The organism is Carnobacterium sp. FSL W8-0810 (assembly GCF_038007125.1).
In the GTDB taxonomy this organism is placed as follows: Bacteria; Bacillota; Bacilli; order Lactobacillales; family Carnobacteriaceae; genus Carnobacterium_B; species Carnobacterium_B inhibens.
Genome location: NZ_JBBOWO010000002.1, coordinates 46,579 through 67,959, shown reverse-complemented (window position 1 = coordinate 67,959; position 21,381 = coordinate 46,579). Strand labels below are relative to the sequence as shown.

The following is a 21,381-nucleotide window of genomic DNA, read 5'->3' as shown; positions in this document are numbered from 1 at the left end:
AGTAAATTAAAGTGTAATCATTTTAAAAGGTAAAAAAAAGAAGTAATTTAAAGAAAGACAGAGTTAATTTTCGTAATCTCTTGAATTTCAGTGTAAAAAAAGCGAGAATAAGAAGAGTATACAAATGAAACTAAATAGAGGTTGTTAAAGATGAAAAAACAAGCAATAGGTTTTATAGATTCAGGAGTTGGCGGGTTGACAGTAGTGAAAGAAGCTATGAGGCAGCTGCCAAATGAATCCATTTATTATGTAGGAGATACCGCACGCTGTCCATATGGTCCAAGGCCTGAAGAACAAGTTCGACAATTTACTTGGGAAATGACTCATTTTTTATTAAATAAAGATATAAAGATGCTTGTCATTGCTTGTAATACAGCAACCGCAGTGGCGTTAGAAGATTTGAAAAAGAAACTGGCTATACCGATCATTGGTGTTATCTTACCTGGAAGTCGTGCAGCGATTAAAGCTACAAAAAATAATCGCATTGGCATTATTGGAACGGAAGGTACAGTAAAAAGCGATAAATATAAAAAAATGATCCAATCTAAAGATACGTTAGCATCAGTGAACAGTTTGGCATGTCCAAAATTCGTACCTTTGGTTGAAAGTAATGAATATGGCAGTGCTATTGCTAAGAAAATAGTGGCAGAGACCTTAAAACCGCTTAAACATAAAGAAATCGATACACTGATTTTAGGATGTACGCATTACCCGTTATTGCGCCCCATTATCCAAAACGTTATGGGAGATTCAGTAACATTGATTGATTCAGGTGCAGAAACGATCAGTGAAGTAAGTACAATCTTAGATTACTTTAATATTGCTGAGTTAAGCAAAAGTAAAGAAGTATCAGAGCGGAAATTTTATACGACAGGATCTACACAAATGTTTAATGATATTGCCTCGGAATGGTTAGACAACGAAGCTTTAGATATTGAGCATATAACATTAGGTACAGAAAAATTTTAAAATGAGCTAAAAGCTCAACAAAAAAAGTGAGGTTCAATAATGCGCGCAGATGGCAGAAAAAATGACGAAAACCGTTTAGTAACAATAGAAACTAATTATTTGAAACACCCAGAAGGATCAGTATTGGTTTCCTTTGGTGACACCAAAGTAATTTGCAATGCAACAATCGAAACAAAAGTTCCACGTTTTTTAAAAGGAATGGGAAGCGGATGGGTCCATGCGGAATATAGTATGTTACCAAGAGCTACCGATACGCGCAATATCCGTGAAGCAGCCAAAGGAAAATTAAGTGGTCGAACAATGGAGATTCAACGATTAATTGCTCGCTCATTACGTTCAAGTATTGATTTAGAAGCCTTAGGAGAACGCTCAATTACTGTAGATTGTGATGTCATTCAAGCAGATGGCGGAACACGTACTGCAAGTATTACAGGAGCATTTGTAGCTCTAAAATTAGCCATTCAAACGTTATTAGACAATGGTGAGCTAGCATTGAGTCCAATAAAAGAAAATGTAGCAGCTATCAGTGTAGGAATATTGAAAGATGGACAAGCTGTATTAGATTTGAATTACCTTGAAGATAGTTCAGCTGAGGTAGATATGAACTTAGTGATGACTTCTGGTGGTCAATTTGTTGAGATCCAAGGAACTGGGGAAGAAGCTACTTTTTCTCCTGAACAACTTTCAGTAATGCTGGAACATGGAAAAAAAGGAATCAATGAATTGATACAAGTACAAGAGGATGCTTTTAATCAAGCTATTTCTTTGAAAAAAGAAGCTGTAATGATTCAACCAGCGATTCCTAAAAATGAAATTGTTATTGCGACAAATAATGCTGGTAAAGCCAAAGAATTTGAAGCCTTATTTGCCAAAAAAGGAATAAAAGTAAACACCTTACGTGACTTCCCTGAGATTCCTGAAGTTGAAGAAACGGGAGTAACTTTTGAGGAAAATGCATTACTAAAAGCGGAAACAATAGCTCGAACTCTTAATATGATTGTATTGGCTGATGACTCAGGATTAAAAGTAGATGTATTAGATGGAGCACCGGGTGTTTTTTCTGCTCGTTATGCAGGAGAATACAAAAGTGATGCTGCGAATAATGCCAAATTGTTACATGAATTAACTAATGTACCCAAAGAAGAACGTACAGCCCAATTTCATTGTACGTTAGCACTTGCATTGCCAGGTAAAAAAAGCCTAGTTGTGGAAGGCGAAGTGGACGGATTGATTTTATCTATTCCTAAAGGCGACAATGGTTTTGGCTATGACCCATTATTTTATGTTGAAAGCAAAGACAAAACAATGGCTGAGTTATCTCAAGAAGAAAAAAATACAATCAGCCATCGTGCAGTAGCATTAGAAAATTTAGAAAAAGTTTGGGACGAATGGATAAATCGTTAGCCTATAGCTAACCTAATGAGGTGAAAAGGATGAAAGTATTAGTTGTGAGTGATAGTCATGGAGATCGTGCAATTTTAGTTGAATTAATTGAGCGTTATAAGGACAAAGTAGATCAGCTCTTTCATTGTGGAGATTCCGAATTAGACCCAACAGATCCTATTTGGAAATCTATGTTGACGGTTAAAGGAAATATGGATTTCAATGCGGATTATGAGTTGACTCAACTTATAGATGTCAAAGGTGAACGAATATTTATGACTCATGGGCACCATCATGACGTGAATTACAGTATGCAGAATTTAGTTTATGCAGCAGAAGAGCAAAATGCGCAATTTGCATTTTTTGGACATACTCATCAAGCGGGTGTTGAAAAAATAAATACAATCTTAGTTTTGAACCCTGGGAGTATTTCACAACCGAGAGGCCAATATCTCATTCCAACTTATGCAGTAATTGAAAGTAATGACCAGCAAATAGAGGTTTGTTATTATAATCGTGCACATAAAGCAATTGAAGAGTTATCGTGCCGTTTTTCAAAAAATGGTTAATCATCTATTTCTTTAAAAGAATTTGATTTATTTTTAGGTATTCCCATCATTTTGCTACTCTTTTAGTTTGTTTTCACGTAAAATAGTAGTTGGATTTAGTTATCTCAAGGAAGGAAATGAAGATAATGATAGGAAAAGAAATTGGAGAAATGTTACTTGAAAATAAAGAGCATTTTTTGATTCCAGCAGATAGAGTTGCTCATGTACAATTAAATAATCGTTTAAATCATGCACTATTAGTTCTGACAAAGATAGGGTATTCTGTTATACCAGTTTTAGACTATGATTACAAAATTAAAGGCCTTATTTCTATGCCAATGATTATTGAAGCCATTACAGGTTTAGAAGATATCGATTTTGATAAATTAGGAGATATATTGGTTTCTGATGTGATGGAAACAGATTTTGCCGTAATCGATAATCCATATGATTTAGAAGAAGTACTGCATCTGTTAGTTGATAATGCTTTTATATGTGTAGCAAGTGATGATGGAAGTTTTACAGGTATCATCACGAGAAGCGAAATTTTAAAGGGCACTAATCGAATCGCACATGAATTTGAAAATAAATATGATGTTATTCGGAAAGCAGAGCAATTGCGTTAAAAATTTATTAATCAGCAGGGAATGATCAGATGAATGCTAATGAAATTATTGAATTTATAGCAAAAAGTGAAAAAAAAACGCCGGTGAAAGTTTATTTAAAAGGTAAATTAGATCGATTGAGTTTTCCTGAATCCATTAAAAACTTCACAACTGATGAAGTAGGAACGATTTTTGGAGAGTGGAAAGTCGTTGAACCATTTTTAAAAGAAAATAAAGAATGGATAGATGACACGGTGATTGAAAACGATCGTCGTAACTCGGCTATTCCGTTAGTAGACATGAAAAAATTTAATGCGCGCATTGAACCGGGTGCATTTATACGGGATCAAGTTGAAATTGGAGATTCAGCAGTTATTATGATGGGTGCTGTTATCAATATCGGTGCTGTTATCGGTGAAGGAACCATGATCGATATGGGTGCTGTATTAGGCGGACGAGCAACCGTTGGAAAAAATTGTCATATTGGTGCAGGTACTGTTTTAGCAGGTGTTGTCGAACCAGCCAGTGCTCAACCTGTTATTGTAGAGGATAACGTGTTGATTGGTGCTAATGCTGTTGTGTTAGAGGGCATCCGTGTTGGAGAAGGCTCAGTTGTTGCAGCAGGTGCTATTGTGATTCAGGATGTTGAACCATATACAGTTGTAGCAGGAACACCAGCTAAAAAAATCAAAGACATTGATGAAAAAACAAAAAGCAAAACAGGTCTAATTGATGCTTTACGCGAACTATAAAAATAAAAAATAATCAATTTAAAGAGCGTGAAACAGAAAGGTGAACTACTACTTTCTGCTTCATCTCTTTTTTTAGAAAAGAGTGAGGATATGGTAAAAGAAAATCCCTTTATTCAAATACGCAGAGAATTGCATTTGATTCCTGAAATTGGCCTAGAAGAATACAAAACACATGATTATTTGATGTCTAAAATCAAAGAGCTGCCACAAGAACATTTAGAAATAAAAACTTGGGAAACTGCTATTGTGGTTCGAGTAAAAGGTAGTATTGGCCAAAGAATCATTGGATGGAGAACAGATATAGACGGTTTACCAGTAGTGGAAGAAACAGAATTGCCTTTTCAATCTACTCACGAAGGAAGAATGCATGCCTGTGGACACGATATGCATATGTCTATTGCATTAGGTTTATTGACTTATTTTAGCTCTCACCAAACGATAGATGATTTAGTCTTTATTTTTCAACCAGCTGAAGAAAATGTTAGTGGAGCTAAAATTATTTATGATAGTGGTTTTTTAAATGACTACATGCCAGATGAAATATATGCTTTGCACGTAAAGCCTGATCTACCAGTAGGAACGTTAGGTACAAAAGTAGGAACATTGTTTGCTGGTACATGTGCCATTGATGTAGAATTTCGTGGTGTAGGCGGACATGCTGCATACCCGCATGAATCTAACGATATGATAGTAGCTGCCAGTCAATTCATCAACCAAATCCAAACAATCGTCAGTCGAAGTGTTAACCCGATGGAAGGTGCCGTTATTACTTTAGGAACGATGCATGCTGGAACAGCTGGAAATATTATTAGCGGATATGCTAGCCTTACTGGAACGATACGTACATTAACCTCTGAAATGAGCAAATTAACTCAACAAAGGGTAAAAGATATTGTTAAAGGAATTGAACTCTCTTATAATTGTAAAATTTATTTAGATTTAGACCAAGCGGGGTATTATCCGGTTATTAACAGTGAGATAGAAACGATGGCATTTATTGATTATATGACTAAAAAACAAGGTGTCGTTTATAAAGAAATGGGAACAGAAATGACAGGTGAAGATTTTGGTTATTATTTGGATAAAATCCCAGGCACGATGTTTTGGCTGGGTGTTGATAGTCCATATGGATTGCATCATCCAAAAATGACACCAAAGGAAGAAGCTATTCCTTTTGCTATAGAGCATGTGGGAGATTTCTTGGAAAAGAGAGCCAATAGACAATTATAAACATAATAGATAAAAAAGCGTCTCGTAAAATCACTCATGATTTTGCGAGACGCTTCTATTGTAAAAATAAGACCAATGTTTATTGAATAAATATAGGAACATAAGATTAAGTGTTAAAAGATATTTCTATCAATTTTTAATCTCTTTTTCAACTCTTTTGAGATACTTTTTGTTTCTTTGCGAATCGGAGGGTTTTCGATCAGTGCTAAAGCTTTATCTATTATAAGTTCAGAAGCATGTGGATGGAAATGTTTCTCCATTTGATTCATTAAACTTCGAGCTAGAAGAGGCTGTTTTAATAATGATAAAACAGCAGGAACAATATCATTTTCTGTTTTTGTAACAATAGCCATTCCTTCTTTTTCAAAAAATAGTGCATTGTCTCTTTCTTGCCCAGGGACAGCAGGAGTTAAAATTAATGGAATTCGAATGGCTAAAGCTTCTGAAAGAGAAATACCACCCGCCTTACTGATCATCATATCAGATTGCTTCATTAAATCGGCCATATTCGAAACGTATCCAAGAATCTTTACATTTTCGTCAAATTGATAATTCTGGCTCAACTCTTCAAAAAGCACTTTATTTGAACCGCAAACTACAGTTATATATAATTCTTCTTTAATTTTTAATTCTTCAATAATTTTCCCTAAATCACTCAAGACTCCATGAGCACCAGCTGAAATGAGTAACTTTTTAGTTTTATTAGAGTCTTTTTCTTCAGAATCAGGAATCTTTTCAGCAAAATAAAATTCCTCTTTTATAGGAATACCTGATACCGTAATTTTCTGTTCATTTATACCAGTATCAAGTAATTCTTTTTTTAAACTATCACAAGCTACAAAAAAATAATCGATTCCATCCGAAATCCAACGTGTATGCAAGCAAAAATCAGTTAACACATTAATAAAAGGTATTTCTGGGTTCGTACGTTGCTTGTAGATAGGCAGAGCTTGCATAGGAAAAGTATTGATCACAAGATCAAACTCATGTTCCTTCATCAACTGGCTAATACGCATATATCCATATCTGTCAATCATTCGATCGATTCTAAAATCTGTTAATCTAAAATCAGATTTATAATAAAGATAACCATAAATAGTCTGTCCTTTAGTAAAACTTTTGATATATAACTTTCTCGTAACATTCGTTAAAAAAGGGTGAGCTTCATAAAATAAATCAGAGGTAACAATGTTTGTAATGCCACGTTTATTTAATTCCATTATGAGCGAACGAGTTACTTCAAGGTGGCCATTTCCATAACTCCCAGTCAAAATCAATATTTTAGGTGGTGCTGACATTATAGATTGCCTCCTTTTTAATAGTAGTAAGTGCTATGGTTTAATATTAAGGGGATTAATAGGTATTTCAATACCTTCTTTTGTTAAAGCAGTAATGTACTCTTGAGAGAAAGCATTTTGCACCCCAAATTCGTGTCCATGCAATGTAAAGATGACGATTCTTATTCCATAGTGTCCATTTCCAAGATCAATTAAGCCTAAATTTGCTGGCAACTCAGTAATTTCTGGATACTGTGGAACAAGTTTTTCATTTACATTTTCTATGATTCTATTTACTTTAGCTATGTCTGTATCTGGTAAAAGACGGATATCGATTTGAGCTCGCATATCTTCACGGGATTTATTACTCACAATTGTGATGTAACGATTGGGAATAAAATTAAGTGTTCCATCAAAGCTTTTTACTTTCGTCGTTTTTAGATTTACATCAACGACCGTACCCGAAACAGCGTCTAAGTCAACCACATCACCCACATCGATTTGTTTTTCTAATAAAAGGAAAAATCCGTTTACGATATCGCTAACGAATCCCTGTGCACCTAGTGAAAGTGCCAAACCAATAACCCCAGCACCGGCAAGTAGTGTTCCTACAGGAATACCGATAGCCGATAGAATAGCATAGGCTAAGAAAAAGCCTACAAAAGATTGAAATAAGTTTTGAGTTAAATTGTATAATGTGTTTAATCGGTTTGTAGAAATCTCTTTTTTCTTACGATAATTTTCAAAAGTCCGTTCAATGAAGAAATTTCCGATTCTTTTTACAGCGTAAAAGAAAATCATGAAAAATAGGATTTGAATAATGCCAGCTGTGGCTCCTGAAATAATCTTATACCAATCAATTGAATTCCAAAAATCAGAAAAAATATTGGTCTGTTCTGTTATTGTATCAACAACATCAACGGCAATTGAACTATCTAATTGATTACTGCTGTCCATAAATTTAATGCTCCCTTTATATGAATTTCTATTTAGTTACTCTACCTTATAGTAACAAATAATAAGACAAATTTATAGTTACATCTCTATGAAGTAAGTTTACTAACACTTACCGATCTATTTTCTAAGGAATTACTTATAGATAATAGATATAAAAAACAAAAAAGGTATTCGGTTTCATATTATTTGATGTAAAAAATAAATAATGGTATTCTATACCTGTAAAAGATATTTTAATTCTAGATGAAAAGATTTTTTGGCAAACAACGATCATTTTGATTTTGTTTGTTCAAAGTAATTGGATTATCTAAAAAATTAAAGAATAGAGGGAAGTGAGGAGTTCATATGACAGGTGGAGAAATTGCAGCTCTAATAGCTGCTATAGCTTTTGCAGCATTAGTCGTATTTTTAATTATCGTACTGCTTAAAGTTTCTAAGGTAGTTGGAGAAGTTCAAAAAACGGTTAATGAGGCTAATAAAAGTATTAGTGTTCTTACAAAAGACGCGGATAGTCTTCTAATTGAAGTAGAAGGATTATTGAATAAATCCAATACTACTTTAGATGATGTCAATGGAAAATTAGGTGAAACAGATCCATTGTTTAGAGCTATCGGTGATTTAGGAACAACTGTTTCAAGTTTAAATGATTCTACTCGTAACTTAACTAGCCATGTAGCTGGAGCAACAAAGAAAACTGCTCAAACAGGCATGGTGACTAAAGTCGGTAAAACGGCAATAAATATGAATAAAAAGCGAAAAGATAAAAAAGAGAACTAATTTAAGCGTTTAAAAATAGTCTATACCATGAATTGAGAAAAGGGGAGAACTATATATGACAAAAAAAGGTGGATTTCTTTTAGGAGCAATCGTGGGAGCTGCAGCAGCAGGAATTACAGCTCTATTATATGCACCAAAATCTGGTAAAGAATTACGTGAAGAGTTAAATCAACAAACAACCAATGTAAAAGGTTCTGCAAAAGATTATGCTGATATAGCTAAAGAAAAAGGTAAAGAAATGAAATCTGTTGCTAAAGATGCATCAGAAGACATTAAAATTAGTTTAAAAGAATCAGCTTCTCAAATGAAAGAACAGTTGACTCGTGCATCAAAAGATGTGGGTGAAGGTTTGACTGATCTTAAAGAATCAGCAACTGAAGTAGCAAAAGATGCAAAATCAACAGTTACAGATGTAGCTCAAGAAGCTAAAACAACGGCTACTGAAGCTGCAGAAGAAGTAAAATCGACAGCTAAAGATACATCTGAAGAAGTAAAATCAAAAGCAAAAGATAGTAAAGAAGAAGCTGATGAAGTTTCTACTAGCTTAAAATATGACGGTACTTCTTTAAAAGAAGATGTTGAAAGAAACACAATGGATTTTGCTTATGACCAAGAAAAAGCAGCTGAAGGTCCTGATTACTCAACTGCGAACGTTAGCACAGAACAAACTAAAGAAAATGGTAAAAAAGATCAACACAAAACTACTAATACAAACGTAGGAATTTAATTTATAAAGTAAAACAGTGGAGCAAATGCTCCACTGTTTTTTTGTACTTATATAGAAGTGTATGTTTTTGGTGTATGTGTGAAAACTTCGCAACCATCACTTGTGACTACCACACAATCTTCAATGCGGATGCCAGCAACATTTGGTACATAAATACCGGGTTCTATTGAAAAACACATACCTTCTTGGATAATAAAATCGCTGTCTTGCATGATAGAAGGAAATTCATGGACTGAGCTTCCCAGACCGTGTCCTAAACGGTGAGTGAAGTAAGTACCATATCCAGCTTCAGTAATAATCTCACGAGCAATTCTATCCAATTCACCAGCAGATATACCAGGTTTAACAGCAGCTAAAGCAGCATTATGAGCTCTTAAAACAATCTCATAAATCTCTATAGCCTGTTTTGAAGGTTCTCCAAAAGCAATTGTACGTGTCGCATCACTAGTGTATCCATTATAGACAACACCTAAATCAAATAAAACAAATTCATTTAATTGGACTTGTCTTTTCCCTGGAGTACCATGTGGGCTAGCAGCATTGTCACCTGTTAAGACCATCGTTTCAAAACTCATTTCCTTAATGCCTTCCTTTTTTAACTGGTATTCAATTTCTGCCACTATTTCTTCTTCAGAAATACCTTCTTTTAGTGCATTAAAGCCAATTTCAAAAGCTCTATCAGCCCATTTTCCTGCTTCCATCATTTTATTGATTTCTTCAGTAGTTTTAATCAGCTTCATTGATTGTATTTTTGGAGTAATATCTGAAAAAGTAACAGTTGGAAAAAGGTTTTGCAATTGTTCAAATCGTCTAACAGTTAAAAAATCTTTTTCGATAGCAAAGTTTTTAATGTTAGCACTGCGTGAGTGAATCTGTTCTGCAATAAGTGCCCATGGATCTTCATTATCTAAATAACCATAGACATCATAATCCCATTCACTATTTATTGCATCTTCCTTTTCAAGTTCAGGAGTAAAAAGAAAAGGTGGTGCACCAGCGAATACTGTCAATGCTAAAATGCGTTCATGAGGATCGCTTTCGTATCCGCTTAAATAAGCAATAGTATTTGGCTCATTAATGAATGCAACATCGATACTTTGTTTTGCTAACCATTTTTGCATTGCCGTTAGTTGTTTGTTCATCATCATCCCATCTTTCGTTGAAAGTAATAAAGTAATTGTATCACTAAATGAATGAAATTTCTTAAGCTAGACTAAAATAGATAAAAGCTCTACATTATAAAATGAAAGAAATTATGAAATTTTCATGAAAACGTAATTGAAACGCTTGCATTACGTTCAAAATTTTGCTAAATTGGTACTATGAAATAAGTAAACGAATCTATCTACTCGAAGGAGATTAATTATGGAAAAGCAAACTATTACTATTTATGATGTTGCAAGAGAAGCGAACGTTTCTATGGCAACTGTCTCCCGTGTTGTAAACGGCAATCCAAATGTAAAACCAACTACTCGTAAAAAAGTTCTGGAAGTCATTGACCGTTTGGATTACCGCCCTAATGCTGTTGCGCGTGGATTGGCAAGTAAAAAAACAACAACTGTAGGAGTTATTATTCCTGATGTTACAAATTTATATTTTTCATCTTTAGCTAGAGGTATTGATGATATTGCAACAATGTATAAATACAATATTATTTTAGCAAACTCTGATCAAAATGATCAAAAAGAAGTTCAAGTGTTGAATACACTTTTAGCAAAACAAGTAGATGGAATTATCTACATGGGACACAAAATATCAGATGAATTAAGAGCAGAGTTTTCTCGTTCAAAAACCCCTGTTGTTTTGGCAGGAACAGTTGATCCTGATGAACAAATGGGTAGTGTAAATATTGATTATGAAGCTGCTACGGAACAAACGATTGCACAATTGATTTCAAATGGACATGAACGTATCGCTTTTGTCTCAGGTTCAATTTCACAAGAGCCAATTAACGGTATTTATCGTTTGAAAGGGTATAAAACAGCTTTACAAAATGCAGGGATCGAATACGATGAAAGTTTAGTTTTTGAAACAGCTTATTCATTTACTGCTGGAGAAGAAGTATACTCTAAATTAGCTGAAGCTGGAGCGACTGCTGTATTTGCTGGAGATGATGAAATTGCTGTAGGTATCATGAACGGAGCTTTAGATCATTTTGTTAAAATACCAGAAGAATTTGAAGTAGTTACAGCAAATAATTCAAAATTATCTGAAATGGTTAGACCAAAATTAAGTACGATCACTCAACCATTGTATGATATTGGTGCTGTAGCTATGCGTTTGTTAACTAAGTTAATGAATAAAGAAGATGTAGACGAAAAAACAATCATTTTACCTCATAATATTGCTAATAGAGGAACAACTAAAGAAGTTTAAAAGAAAAAAGGCATCGATTTCGATGCCTTTTTTTTTATGATTGTTTTCCTTTAATATCTAAAGTAATTCTATAGTATGAGATTGTGACAAGTGAAACTCTCTTCTTGAAAATAGTTTGTAACTTTATTCCAACGGAGATTTTTGTCTATCTCTATTTTATTCGTTTATACAAAAATAGTGCTGGTGATTTTTACTCACCAACACTAAATAGTATAAACTCTTTTTATTCAGCTTTTTTATCTGCTTCGGCTTTCTTTTTCGCCTCATCTGCTTTTTTCTGAGCCTCTTCTTGTGCTTTTTTGTCTTTTTCTGCTTTGTCTTTAGCAGCTTTATCTTTAGCTTCCTCAGCTTTTTTAGTTTCGTCCTTTTTCTTATCAGTTTCAGCTTTCGCTTTTTTTGCAGCTTCATCACTTGCAGTTTTAGAAGTCTTCTCCCAATAATCTGCTAATTCTTTATCAGAAGCAGAAAAACCAAAATTATAAGTGGTCGTTTTAGGAAGGAATTTTTTATTGAAAAGCTCAGTTTTTGTAGCACCAGATGCCGTAACTTCTTTTCCATTAGCTAATTTTACTTTTCCAGGTTGCATACCGGTAGCGGCTAGAACTTTTGCTTCAACTATGCCGTCTGGTTGCTGGAAGGCTTGATCAGTGCCTAAGATAGTTGGATTTGCATTGTAAATAGCATTCATTAAACGAGCCCAATGTCTTTTGTTTCTTAAACTTGGACTTTCAGATCCTGAGTTAGATAAATCATTAACAGAAGTAGTAACAGCATTGTCATATCCAATCCAAGAGCTTAAGGTTACTTGAGGTGTATAGCCAATAAACCAAATATCTTTTTGACCGTCAGATGTTCCTGTCTTGCCTGCAATATCTGCTGTGAAGTTTAATTGCCCTTTTACATCCTTAGCAGTACCTGAGTCTAAGACATCACGTAAAATATCAGTTGTTAGATAAGCAGTTTCGGGAGTGAATACCTCAACCGGTTTAACTTCATGTTGATAGATGACCTCTCCATTATGATCCTCGATTTTTTCAATGATATAACCTTCAGTATAGTTTCCTTTATTGGCTAAAGTAGAAAAGCCGTCAGTTTGGTCTAAAACAGTCGTTCCTTTAGTTATACCACCGATAGGAAGGGCATAATAAACTCCTTGATATTCTTCTGTCGTAATGATATCAGATCCAAATCCCATCTTATGCATATAGGATTCAAGTTTTTCTTCCATATTATAGGTATCTTTCATTTGTTGATAAATTTTTGATGTAACGATATTACTTGATTGTGTTAGACCAGTCCGAACATCAGTCCATTTATTTGGAATCACGTTTCCAGCATTGGTTATTTCATGAACACCCAAAGAACCATTTTCCCAACTTGGTACTTTAGCAGAACTTTCAAAAAGCATCGTCGCTGGTGTAATAATTCCTTCTTCCAATGCCGGAGCAAAGGCTAGTAAAGGTTTAATAGTTGACCCAGGCGAACGAGGAGATTGATAAGCATGGTTGACTTGAGTCAATTCATAATCTACACCACCTATAAAAGAAATGATTCGTCCAGTGGCATTGTCTCTTAAAACTGCTCCATTTTGGACCGGTTCAACGAGTGTTTTTGTTTCGTTTGTTTCTTCATCAATATAATCAGCAACTTTTACATTTCCCAGATAACTTGTATTGTTTATGATTGGATTATTATTTTCATCATAAGAGATCTCTGGATTTGCATATTGTTCAACTACGTCATTCATAGCTTCATAAACGCCTTTATCAATGGTTGAATAGACAGTATAACCGTTCATTCTTAAGTCTTGGTCTGCTTGATTATAATACATATCACTCAGTTCTTGATCATTAGAAAGATCTTCAGCTGAATAACCATCAGCTGTATACAACTGTTCCATAATAATTTGTCGAGCTTGCTGCTCTACAAAGTTGTAAACATAATCAGTACTGTCTTTAACATCTGTTTCTTGAGGCAAAAAGTCTTGTGTCAAATCGTAAGCTACAGCAGTATCGTATTCTTCTTTAGTGATATAATTTTCGCGATACATCCTAAATAAAACTTCATCTTTACGGCTCATACCAGCAGCTAAATCTTCTTTAAGAGTACCTGTTTGGGTATAAGGGCTATAAACAATTGGATTTTGAGGCAATCCGGCTAGAAACGCCGCTTGTGGTAAAGTTAATTCATTAGCTTTTACGCCGAATATACCTATTGAAGCTTCATTCAAACCAGCAATATTTTGTCCTTTATTATTTCTTCCAAAAGGAGAGACGTTTAAATAATTTTCTAAAATTTCTTCTTTTGTAAAGTAATTTTCAACACGGAAAGCTAATAAAATCTCATTTGCTTTCCGTTTAAAGGAAACTTCGTTGGTTAAGATTTGTTGCTTAACCAATTGTTGGGTAAGTGTTGACCCTCCAGAAGTTGTACTTGCACCAGTGACTTCTTGAACTAATGCTCGAGCAACAGCTTTTGGAACAACTCCAGAATGTTTATAGAAGTACTCATCCTCAGTAGCAATAATAGCTTCTTGAACTAAAGGAGACATTTCACTTAAAGGAATTTCAGATCGTTTTAGATCAGTCTTTAAATCACTAATTTTTTCTCCAGTTGCATAGTACATAGCAGAAGTTGTTGAAACATTTTCAATGTCTGCTTTCATTTCTTCATAAGTTGGAATTTCTTCGCCAGATACTAGATAAGCAAAATATCCTATGCCTAATCCTCCTGCTAAAGCTGCCCCAATTAGCCCAATCACGACTATAGTAAGAATCAAATTTTTAATCACGCTGTAGCCAACATTAAAGCCAAAAAGAACTTTATCTAGTGCAGGTTTTTGTACGTTCTTACTTTGTGTTCTCTTTTGATCGTTATCTGATTGAGAATCAGATGTTGAGTTGATTTGAGATTGATCTTTACGTGAAAGTGATTCTTTTAAGATCACTGATTGCTTTAAGATTATTGTTTTGAAAGAAATCCATTTATTCTTTATGAACGGCAGCACTTTTTTTAACGACACTTTTAATTTTTTAAAAAAAGTGGGTTCATTATTGTTTTGTGGACTATTCAAAGTTAGTTCACCTCATAAATTATATTTTATTCCTCTAATTACTTGGCCTATTATAACAAAAAGAAAGGAGAAAGAGCAATTTTTGATGAAATATTGTAGAAAGTTATCATTTTGTGTGAAAAATAACGATAGTGAGATCGATATATATTCTTTATAAGTTTATGGTAATAAAAAAATGAGCTTATAGTGATAAGAATCTAATTTTATGGTTGACATTTATCATTTGTTTTTTTATACTAGTAAGAACAAATCGAAATTGTGAGGGATTAGTATGACAAACCATTTAATCAACCAACCACAATTAAATACTTATTACTTTAGCTATTTTAGAAGCTGTTTGTAGTCATAATTCATTATGGATACAAACAGGAAACAGAAATGTTTGTATCTATGATGGCTAAAGCAATTTGATTTGCTGATGATTTGCCACATAGAAATTATCTAGGTGGTAGATTAATAAAGCTTGTCGTTTATTTTGATATAAAATAAACACCCACTTAGATGATGTTTTCTCTAAGTGGGTGTTTTTGTTTTACCAGAAAAGTAAGATCAAAATAGGGGGATGAAGAGATGAGAACAAATGGAATGAAGAAAAAAATGCTTTTAGGATTGGCTACAGTTGCAACCGGATTGGTATTAGGAGCATGTGGCAATACAGAAGAAACAGGAACTACTGAAACAATAAATGTAGGTATATTGCAGTATATGGAACATGATTCTTTGTCTCAAGCACGCAAAGGATTTATTAGCGAGCTAGAGGACGCAGGGTATCTTGAGGGTGATAATTTAACCTTGAATTATCAAAATGCACAAGGAGATCAAGCAAATTTACAAAGTATGAGTGAAAGTTTAGTGGGAGAAAATGATGTGATTTTATCTATTGCAACACCAGCTGCTCAATCATTAGCAACTGTCACACAAGAAGACCCAATTTTATTTACAGCTGTTACAGATCCAGTAGATGCCGGATTAGTTACGGATAATGAAGTTCCAGGCGGAAACGTAACAGGAACAAGCGATATGGTTCCGATTGAAGAACAAATTGCTTTGCTGTTGTCTCTGGCAAAAGATGCTAAAACCATTGGTATAATTTACAATTCCAGTGAACCTAATTCAAAAATCCAAGCAGATCTAGCACAAGAAGCCATTGAAGCTGAAGGCTTGGAAGTAAAATCGTTGACTGTTACAACTACGAATGATGTACAACAAGTAATGACTACGTTGGCTCAAGAAGTTGATGCTGTATATATTCCAACAGATAATACATTAGCAAGCACAATGCCGACAGTTGGTGAAATTGCTGAAAAATATCAATTGCCAGTAGTTCCAGGTTCTGCAGAAATGGTTGAAGCAGGAGGGCTAGCAACTTATGGTATTAACTATGAAGAACTAGGACGTCAAACAGCACAAATGGCCCTTCAAATCATTGAAGAAGGCGCAGATCCAGCAGAAATGCCAGTTGAAACATCTAACAAATTAGAACTAGTCATTAATGAAGAAGTGGCAAAATCATTAGGTATAGACCCTGAAAGTATTGTATTACCCGACTAACCGTAACGGATAAAGGAGAATTTAAAATGGATATTATTTTATCAAGTATTTCACAAGGCTTATTATGGTCTATCATGGCTATCGGCGTCTATCTTACCTTTAGAATTTTAGATATTGCAGATTTAACTGCTGAAGGAAGTTTCCCATTAGGGGCAGCGATATGTTCTGTTGCCATCGTGTCTGGAATATCTCCTTTGGTAGCGAGTTTAATGGCATTGGGTGGAGGAATGATTGCTGGAGTCGTTTCAGGTTTATTACACACCAAGCTTAAAATTCCTGCTCTATTAACAGGGATTTTAACCATGACGGCCTTATATTCTATCAATCTCAGAATCTTGGGAAAAGCAAACGTCACTCTTTTAGGACAAGATACATTGATGCGGACTCTGCAGTCATACGGTTTAGAAAATCGTTTAGCCGTATTGATTGTTGGCGGGGTAGCAGTTGCACTGGTTATTCTAGTGTTGTATTTATTCTTTAGTACAGAAATAGGATTGGCCATACGTTCTACTGGAGATAATGAAGCGATGAGTGAAGCCAATGGTATTCATACAAATACTATGAAAATTCTAGGATACATGTTGTCTAATGGTTTGATCTCTTTGTCCGGTGCACTTATTGCCCAAAATAATGGATATGCGGATATTAGCATGGGTATTGGAACAATTGTAATTGGGTTAGCTTCAGTCATTATTGGAGAAGTTATTTTCCATCGCTTATCTTTTGCAAAACGCTTATTAACAATTGCTATTGGGTCAGTTGTTTACCGTTTAATCATTGATTTAGTACTACAGTTAAACGTAGAACCTCAAGATATCAAGTTATTCTCAGCTATCATATTAGCCATAGCTCTTTCTACTCCATTAATTAAAAAGAAATCAAAAAGAGTTAGCACGAAAGGAGCAAAAGTACGATGACAGCTATCCTAGAATTGAAAAATATTCATAAAAGTTTTGAAGTAGGAACGGTTAATGAAAATCATGTATTAAAAGGAATAGATTTGACGATAAAAAAAGAAGAATTTATTACAATTATCGGAGGAAATGGAGCTGGAAAATCAACTTTATTAAATAGTGTAGCTGGAACGTATATGGTAGATGAAGGTGCGGTCATTATAAATGGTAAGGATTCTACTTATAAGAGGACTAATGAAAGAGCAAAAGATATTGGACGAGTATTTCAAGATACTAAGATGGGAACTGCAACACGTCTGACGATTGAAGAAAATTTAGCAGTCGCAGTCAATCGAGGAAAAAAAAGAGGGCTAACGTTAGGTGTAAAAGAGAAACAACGGGAATTGTTCAAAGAACAATTAAAATTCTTGGAATTAGGGTTAGAGAACCGGTTGAAAATGGAGGTGGGATTACTGTCGGGAGGACAAAGGCAAGCTTTAACATTGCTGATGGCGACCATAGTCCCACCAAAATTACTTTTATTAGATGAACATACAGCAGCGTTAGATCCAAAAACTAGTCAAATGGTATTAAAGTTAACGGATAAAATTGTTCGTGAAAAAAGATTAACTGCAATGATGATTACGCATAATATGGAAGATGCAATTGCTCATGGAACGAGACTAGTCATGCTTCATAATGGAAAGATAGTAGTAGATGTTTCTGGGGAAGAGAAGAAGAGTCTAACTGTACCAGATTTACTAGCTTTGTTTCAAAAGAACAGTGGCGACACTGTTACAGAAGATGCATTGATACTAGGGTGATTTTATTACAATTTTTTATTTGATAGTACTAAAAATGATTGGTTTTACTTAAATAAAAAAAAAAAAACATCAAAAGATGTTTTTTTTTATTTGCTGAGGCAATTAGTTTAGAGGACTTGAAATATATTAATTTGTGTTCCATTAAAGTTAAAGAAATCTGTCATTTTTTCAAAACAGCAATAAATATATCAGTCATCTTTTCTTTTAACCTAGCATTAATTTTTAAACTGATGCTGGAAGTTTTTCTCCAATTACAGCTAAACGTTCGGCAACATCTTCTTCGCTTAAGCTGTTACGTTTTACGTATAAGTTTGCTGGCGCTACGCGGCATTCATGACAGCATCCACGCATATATTTATGTTCATTTTCTTCTGAAGATAAGATTTGACGGTTACAAGCTGGATTTGCACAGTTTACATAGCGTTCGCAAGGGGTGCCATCGAACCAGTCACGACCAACAATCACATGTTCTTTATGGTTGACAGGAACACTGATGCGTTCATCAAATACGTACATTTGACCATCCCATAAATCGCCTTGAACTTCTGGATCTTTTCCATAAGTAGCTATTCCTCCATGTAATTGCCCAACGTCTTTAAAGCCTTCTTTAACTAACCAACCAGAAAATTTCTCGCAACGAATTCCACCTGTACAGTAAGTTACGACTCTTTTATCCATAAATTGTTCTTTATTATCACGGATCCATTGAGGCAGTTCTCTAAAGGTTCTGATTTCTGGACGAACAGCTCCTCTGAAGTGACCCAAATCGTATTCATAGTCATTGCGGGCATCGATGACTATTGTATTTTCATCTAAGATAGCTTCACGGAATTTCTTAGGGTCTAGGTACTCACCCGTTACTTCATTAGGATCAATGTCATCTTCTAAGTTTAGAGATACAAGTTCAGGACGTAAGCGCACAAACATTTTTTTGAAAGGAGCACGTTCTTCTTCATCTACTTTGAATACTAGATCTGAAAAACGAGGATCGGCATGCATTTCATCCATGTATTGTTGAGTGATTTCATAAGTACCTGCAATAGTACCATTTATACCTTCTTCAGCAACTAGGATTCTTCCTTTTAAACCAACTTCTTTACAGAAGGCCAAATGTTTTGCAGTATATTCTTCTGGATTTTCGATATGAACATATTTATAGTAGAGTAAAACACGGTAATCTTTAGACATAGTAAATCCTCCTAATTTGTTTCATAACACTAGGTAGGTGAACTACCTTAAGTTAATCTATACTAACAATACATTATACACTAAAAAAATAAAAGAAAGCAAGGTCTCAAAAATAAAAGGAAGTTAAATAAAAAATAAGGGATGTGCAACTATGGAAAGATGTACTTGGGCAACCACAGAGTTAATGAAGAAATACCACGATGAAGAATGGGGCAAACCCTTACACGATGATCAATCTTTATTTGAATTGTTGATTCTTGAAACGATGCAAGCAGGATTAAGTTGGGCTACGATTTTAGCTAAAAGAGAAAATTATCGCAAAGCATTGGATGGTTTCAATCCTGCTAAAATTGTTCTCTACAATCAAGAAAAATTAGAAGAGTTAAATTCAAATCCTGGCATCATCCGAAATAAATTAAAAAATGCATCTATTATAAAAAACGCAAAAGCCTTTTTTAAAGTCAAACAAGAGTATGAGACATTTGATCGGTATATTTGGTCATTTGTAGATGGACAACCGATTATCAATCATTTTAACAGTATGGAATCATTACCAGCAAAAACAGAATTATCCCTAAAGATGTCTAAAGATATGAAGAAAAGAGGGTTTTCATTTGTCGGACCAGTAACATGTTATGCGTTCATGGAAGCTGCTGGATTGGTAAATGACCATATTGAGGGATGTAAGTTTAAATAAATTTGTGTTTCAATTGAAATATAGTTGTAATATAAAAGATACGAGTTTATCACATACTCTATGCTATACTAAAGACCGCTAAGAGATCTAGGAAAGAACTAGATTTTTGAAACAAATTGTAACATGGAGGGGTAAAACACGTGAATAAAAAATTATTAACTATTGCGATCCTAGGAACCTTGTCATTTAGTTCTCTTATTTTACCAACTGCCGCTAGCGCTGAAACTTATGAAGATAAAGTGAATAAATCTGAACAACAAGTAAATCAAACTCAAGAAGACATTGATGCTGCTCAACAAAAAGTTGATGGATTAAAAGCTCAATCAAGTCAAACTGAAACTGAATTAGCAACTATCACAAATACAATCAATGCAAATAAAGATAAAACAACCTCATTATTAGCTGAAATTGAAGCTTCTCAAAAAGAAAAAGAGACATTAGAATCTGAAATCAAATCTCTTGAAGAAAAAATTGCACAACGCAGTGAACAACTTGAAGACCAAGCTCGTACAGTGCAAGTAAACGGAGATACAAAAAACTACATAGAATTTATCGTTGAAGCTGAATCTATGTCTGATGTTCTTGGACGCGTTGATGTCGTTACTGATTTAGTAAAAGCTAACAAAGATCTTGTTCAAGCTCAAGCAGATGATAAAGAAGCTGTTGTTGGAAAGAAAGAACAAACTGAACAATCAATCGTACAACAAAATGCTCTTGCAGCTCAACTGGAAAATGCAAAAGCTGAAATGGAAAAACAATTATTAGAAAAAGAAGTAGTGGTTTCTCAATTAGCTATCGAAACATCTAGTGCTGAAACAGACAAAGAAAAATATATAGCTCAAAAAGCTGAAGCTGAAAGTCAAGTTGCCGAGTATACAGCAGCACAAGAAGCAGCTGAAATGGCAGTTTTAGCAAGTTTTGAAGAAGAAACTGAAGAAGCTGTTGTAGTAGAATCTTCAGAAACAACTGAAGTTGTAGAAGAAACACAAGAATCTCAAAAATCAGTTGAAGAAACTAAAGTTGTAGCTTCTACACCAACAGAAACTACTAAGAAAACTGAAAAAGCAACTAATTCTACTTCAACAAAAACGCCAGTTAAAACAGAAACACCAGCTAAAACAGAAACAAAGACACCTGAAACTCCAAAACCTACAACGCCGGCACCATCTACAACAGGTGGTACGTCTTGGTCAGCATTACAATCACATGCAACTAGCGTGATGGGTACACCTTATTTATATGGTGGAACAACTACAAATGGTTTTGATTGTTCTGGTTTTACTTCTTATGTCTTTGCAAAAGTAGGTATCTCTTTACCACGTACAGCGGCAGGACAATATGCATCTTCTACTAAAGTTACAAATCCACAACCAGGTGATTTAGTATTCTTTAAGGATGGCGGTTCAATTACTCACGTTGGGATCTATGTTGGAAATGGCCAATTTATTGGATCACAAAGTAGTACAGGTGTGGCATATACTTCAGTTAACTCATCTTATTGGGGACCAAAACTTGTTGGATATGGACGTTACTAAAATTTATGAAAAAGGTCAT

General features: G+C 34.5%; 19 protein-coding genes. 14 read left to right on the top strand and 5 right to left on the bottom strand.

The window, feature by feature from the left end:
• The first annotated feature begins 150 nt into the window (after positions 1 to 150).
• From racE to NST49_RS11585, 6 genes are all read left to right on the top strand, one after another.
• Positions 151 to 969 carry a glutamate racemase gene (gene racE / locus NST49_RS11610; protein ID WP_023177120.1) on the top strand — a complete coding sequence of 273 codons (819 nt, stop codon included), beginning with the start codon at positions 151 to 153 and terminating at the stop codon, positions 967 to 969.
• Between the two features lie 39 nt (positions 970 to 1,008).
• On the top strand, positions 1,009 to 2,373 hold the full coding sequence (gene rph / locus NST49_RS11605) for a ribonuclease PH (protein WP_023177121.1): 1,365 nt from the start codon (positions 1,009 to 1,011) through the stop codon (positions 2,371 to 2,373).
• Positions 2,374 to 2,402: 29 nt separating this feature from the next.
• Positions 2,403 to 2,921, top strand: coding sequence for a metallophosphoesterase (locus tag NST49_RS11600; RefSeq protein WP_023177122.1), 519 nt, complete (start codon positions 2,403 to 2,405; stop codon positions 2,919 to 2,921).
• Between the two features lie 125 nt (positions 2,922 to 3,046).
• Complete coding sequence (cbpB, locus tag NST49_RS11595) at positions 3,047 to 3,526, top strand: cyclic-di-AMP-binding protein CbpB (protein WP_034538427.1); 480 nt, start codon at positions 3,047 to 3,049, stop codon at positions 3,524 to 3,526.
• Positions 3,527 to 3,555: 29 nt separating this feature from the next.
• Positions 3,556 to 4,257 (top strand): 2,3,4,5-tetrahydropyridine-2,6-dicarboxylate N-acetyltransferase, encoded by a 702-nt coding sequence (gene dapD / locus NST49_RS11590; RefSeq protein ID WP_023177124.1) that lies wholly within the window; start codon positions 3,556 to 3,558, stop codon positions 4,255 to 4,257.
• Between the two features lie 90 nt (positions 4,258 to 4,347).
• Positions 4,348 to 5,487, top strand: a complete 1,140-nt coding sequence (locus NST49_RS11585) for an N-acetyldiaminopimelate deacetylase (RefSeq protein WP_187948697.1) — start codon at positions 4,348 to 4,350, stop codon at positions 5,485 to 5,487.
• A 113-nt stretch (positions 5,488 to 5,600) separates the two neighbouring features.
• On the opposite strand, the gene NST49_RS11580 is transcribed toward NST49_RS11585, so the two are convergent.
• Complete coding sequence (locus NST49_RS11580; RefSeq protein ID WP_034538430.1) at positions 5,601 to 6,785, bottom strand: MGDG synthase family glycosyltransferase; 1,185 nt, start codon at positions 6,783 to 6,785, stop codon at positions 5,601 to 5,603.
• Between the two features lie 33 nt (positions 6,786 to 6,818).
• Positions 6,819 to 7,721 (bottom strand): mechanosensitive ion channel family protein, encoded by a 903-nt coding sequence (locus tag NST49_RS11575; RefSeq protein ID WP_187948696.1) that lies wholly within the window; start codon positions 7,719 to 7,721, stop codon positions 6,819 to 6,821.
• Positions 7,722 to 8,066: 345 nt separating this feature from the next.
• On the opposite strand from NST49_RS11575, the gene NST49_RS11570 reads away from it, so the two are divergent.
• Both NST49_RS11570 and NST49_RS11565 read left to right on the top strand, forming a co-directional pair.
• Positions 8,067 to 8,498: a DUF948 domain-containing protein gene (locus NST49_RS11570; RefSeq protein WP_034538434.1), complete on the top strand. Its 432-nt coding sequence runs from the start codon at positions 8,067 to 8,069 to the stop codon at positions 8,496 to 8,498.
• 55 nt (positions 8,499 to 8,553) lie between these two features.
• A complete protein-coding gene (locus NST49_RS11565) occupies positions 8,554 to 9,225 on the top strand; it encodes a YtxH domain-containing protein (RefSeq protein WP_187948695.1) in 672 nt (223 codons plus the stop codon).
• A 47-nt stretch (positions 9,226 to 9,272) separates the two neighbouring features.
• On the opposite strand, the gene NST49_RS11560 is transcribed toward NST49_RS11565, so the two are convergent.
• Positions 9,273 to 10,367: a M24 family metallopeptidase gene (locus tag NST49_RS11560; protein ID WP_341048804.1), complete on the bottom strand. Its 1,095-nt coding sequence runs from the start codon at positions 10,365 to 10,367 to the stop codon at positions 9,273 to 9,275.
• A 223-nt stretch (positions 10,368 to 10,590) separates the two neighbouring features.
• Between NST49_RS11560 and ccpA the strand changes: the two genes are divergently transcribed.
• The gene (gene ccpA / locus NST49_RS11555) at positions 10,591 to 11,601 is read left to right on the top strand and encodes a catabolite control protein A (protein WP_034538439.1); all 1,011 of its coding nucleotides are present in this window, start codon (positions 10,591 to 10,593) and stop codon (positions 11,599 to 11,601) included.
• 223 nt (positions 11,602 to 11,824) lie between these two features.
• Here the strand turns inward: ccpA and NST49_RS11550 are convergent, their stop codons facing one another.
• Complete coding sequence (locus tag NST49_RS11550) at positions 11,825 to 14,674, bottom strand: transglycosylase domain-containing protein (protein ID WP_187948692.1); 2,850 nt, start codon at positions 14,672 to 14,674, stop codon at positions 11,825 to 11,827.
• A 570-nt stretch (positions 14,675 to 15,244) separates the two neighbouring features.
• Here NST49_RS11550 and NST49_RS11545 point away from each other — a divergent pair.
• Genes NST49_RS11545 through NST49_RS11535 form a run of 3 tightly spaced genes read left to right on the top strand, consistent with a single transcriptional unit; the run spans position 15,245 to position 17,942 of the window.
• A complete protein-coding gene (locus NST49_RS11545) occupies positions 15,245 to 16,225 on the top strand; it encodes an ABC transporter substrate-binding protein (protein WP_341048800.1) in 981 nt (326 codons plus the stop codon).
• Between the two features lie 26 nt (positions 16,226 to 16,251).
• Positions 16,252 to 17,142 (top strand): ABC transporter permease, encoded by an 891-nt coding sequence (locus NST49_RS11540; protein ID WP_341048797.1) that lies wholly within the window; start codon positions 16,252 to 16,254, stop codon positions 17,140 to 17,142.
• Positions 17,139 to 17,942 carry an ABC transporter ATP-binding protein gene (locus NST49_RS11535; protein WP_023177141.1) on the top strand — a complete coding sequence of 268 codons (804 nt, stop codon included), beginning with the start codon at positions 17,139 to 17,141 and terminating at the stop codon, positions 17,940 to 17,942. The genes NST49_RS11540 and NST49_RS11535 overlap by 4 nt, the downstream gene beginning before the upstream one ends.
• A gap of 222 nt (positions 17,943 to 18,164) precedes the next feature.
• Here NST49_RS11535 and trhO read toward each other — a convergent pair whose 3' ends face one another.
• Positions 18,165 to 19,130 carry an oxygen-dependent tRNA uridine(34) hydroxylase TrhO gene (trhO, locus tag NST49_RS11530; RefSeq protein ID WP_023177142.1) on the bottom strand — a complete coding sequence of 322 codons (966 nt, stop codon included), beginning with the start codon at positions 19,128 to 19,130 and terminating at the stop codon, positions 18,165 to 18,167.
• 151 nt (positions 19,131 to 19,281) lie between these two features.
• On the opposite strand from trhO, the gene NST49_RS11525 reads away from it, so the two are divergent.
• Both NST49_RS11525 and NST49_RS11520 read left to right on the top strand, forming a co-directional pair.
• Positions 19,282 to 19,827, top strand: coding sequence for a DNA-3-methyladenine glycosylase I (locus NST49_RS11525; protein ID WP_341048792.1), 546 nt, complete (start codon positions 19,282 to 19,284; stop codon positions 19,825 to 19,827).
• Positions 19,828 to 19,967: 140 nt separating this feature from the next.
• On the top strand, positions 19,968 to 21,362 hold the full coding sequence (locus NST49_RS11520; RefSeq protein WP_341048789.1) for a C40 family peptidase: 1,395 nt from the start codon (positions 19,968 to 19,970) through the stop codon (positions 21,360 to 21,362).
• The last annotated feature ends 19 nt before the right edge of the window (positions 21,363 to 21,381 follow it).

Coding starts and splice junctions, on each gene's coding strand:
- NST49_RS11600 (WP_023177122.1), top strand. CDS start 2,403: ATGAAAGTATTAGTTGTGAGTGATAGTCATGGAGATCGTGCAATTTTA.
- trhO (WP_023177142.1), bottom strand. CDS start 19,130: ATGTCTAAAGATTACCGTGTTTTACTCTACTATAAATATGTTCATATC.
- rph (WP_023177121.1), top strand. CDS start 1,009: ATGCGCGCAGATGGCAGAAAAAATGACGAAAACCGTTTAGTAACAATA.
- NST49_RS11560 (WP_341048804.1), bottom strand. CDS start 10,367: ATGAACAAACAACTAACGGCAATGCAAAAATGGTTAGCAAAACAAAGT.
- NST49_RS11570 (WP_034538434.1), top strand. CDS start 8,067: ATGACAGGTGGAGAAATTGCAGCTCTAATAGCTGCTATAGCTTTTGCA.
- NST49_RS11585 (WP_187948697.1), top strand. CDS start 4,348: ATGGTAAAAGAAAATCCCTTTATTCAAATACGCAGAGAATTGCATTTG.
- NST49_RS11545 (WP_341048800.1), top strand. CDS start 15,245: ATGAGAACAAATGGAATGAAGAAAAAAATGCTTTTAGGATTGGCTACA.
- racE (WP_023177120.1), top strand. CDS start 151: ATGAAAAAACAAGCAATAGGTTTTATAGATTCAGGAGTTGGCGGGTTG.
- NST49_RS11540 (WP_341048797.1), top strand. CDS start 16,252: ATGGATATTATTTTATCAAGTATTTCACAAGGCTTATTATGGTCTATC.
- NST49_RS11580 (WP_034538430.1), bottom strand. CDS start 6,785: ATGTCAGCACCACCTAAAATATTGATTTTGACTGGGAGTTATGGAAAT.
- cbpB (WP_034538427.1), top strand. CDS start 3,047: ATGATAGGAAAAGAAATTGGAGAAATGTTACTTGAAAATAAAGAGCAT.
- dapD (WP_023177124.1), top strand. CDS start 3,556: ATGAATGCTAATGAAATTATTGAATTTATAGCAAAAAGTGAAAAAAAA.
- NST49_RS11535 (WP_023177141.1), top strand. CDS start 17,139: ATGACAGCTATCCTAGAATTGAAAAATATTCATAAAAGTTTTGAAGTA.
- NST49_RS11565 (WP_187948695.1), top strand. CDS start 8,554: ATGACAAAAAAAGGTGGATTTCTTTTAGGAGCAATCGTGGGAGCTGCA.
- NST49_RS11525 (WP_341048792.1), top strand. CDS start 19,282: ATGGAAAGATGTACTTGGGCAACCACAGAGTTAATGAAGAAATACCAC.
- ccpA (WP_034538439.1), top strand. CDS start 10,591: ATGGAAAAGCAAACTATTACTATTTATGATGTTGCAAGAGAAGCGAAC.
- NST49_RS11575 (WP_187948696.1), bottom strand. CDS start 7,721: ATGGACAGCAGTAATCAATTAGATAGTTCAATTGCCGTTGATGTTGTT.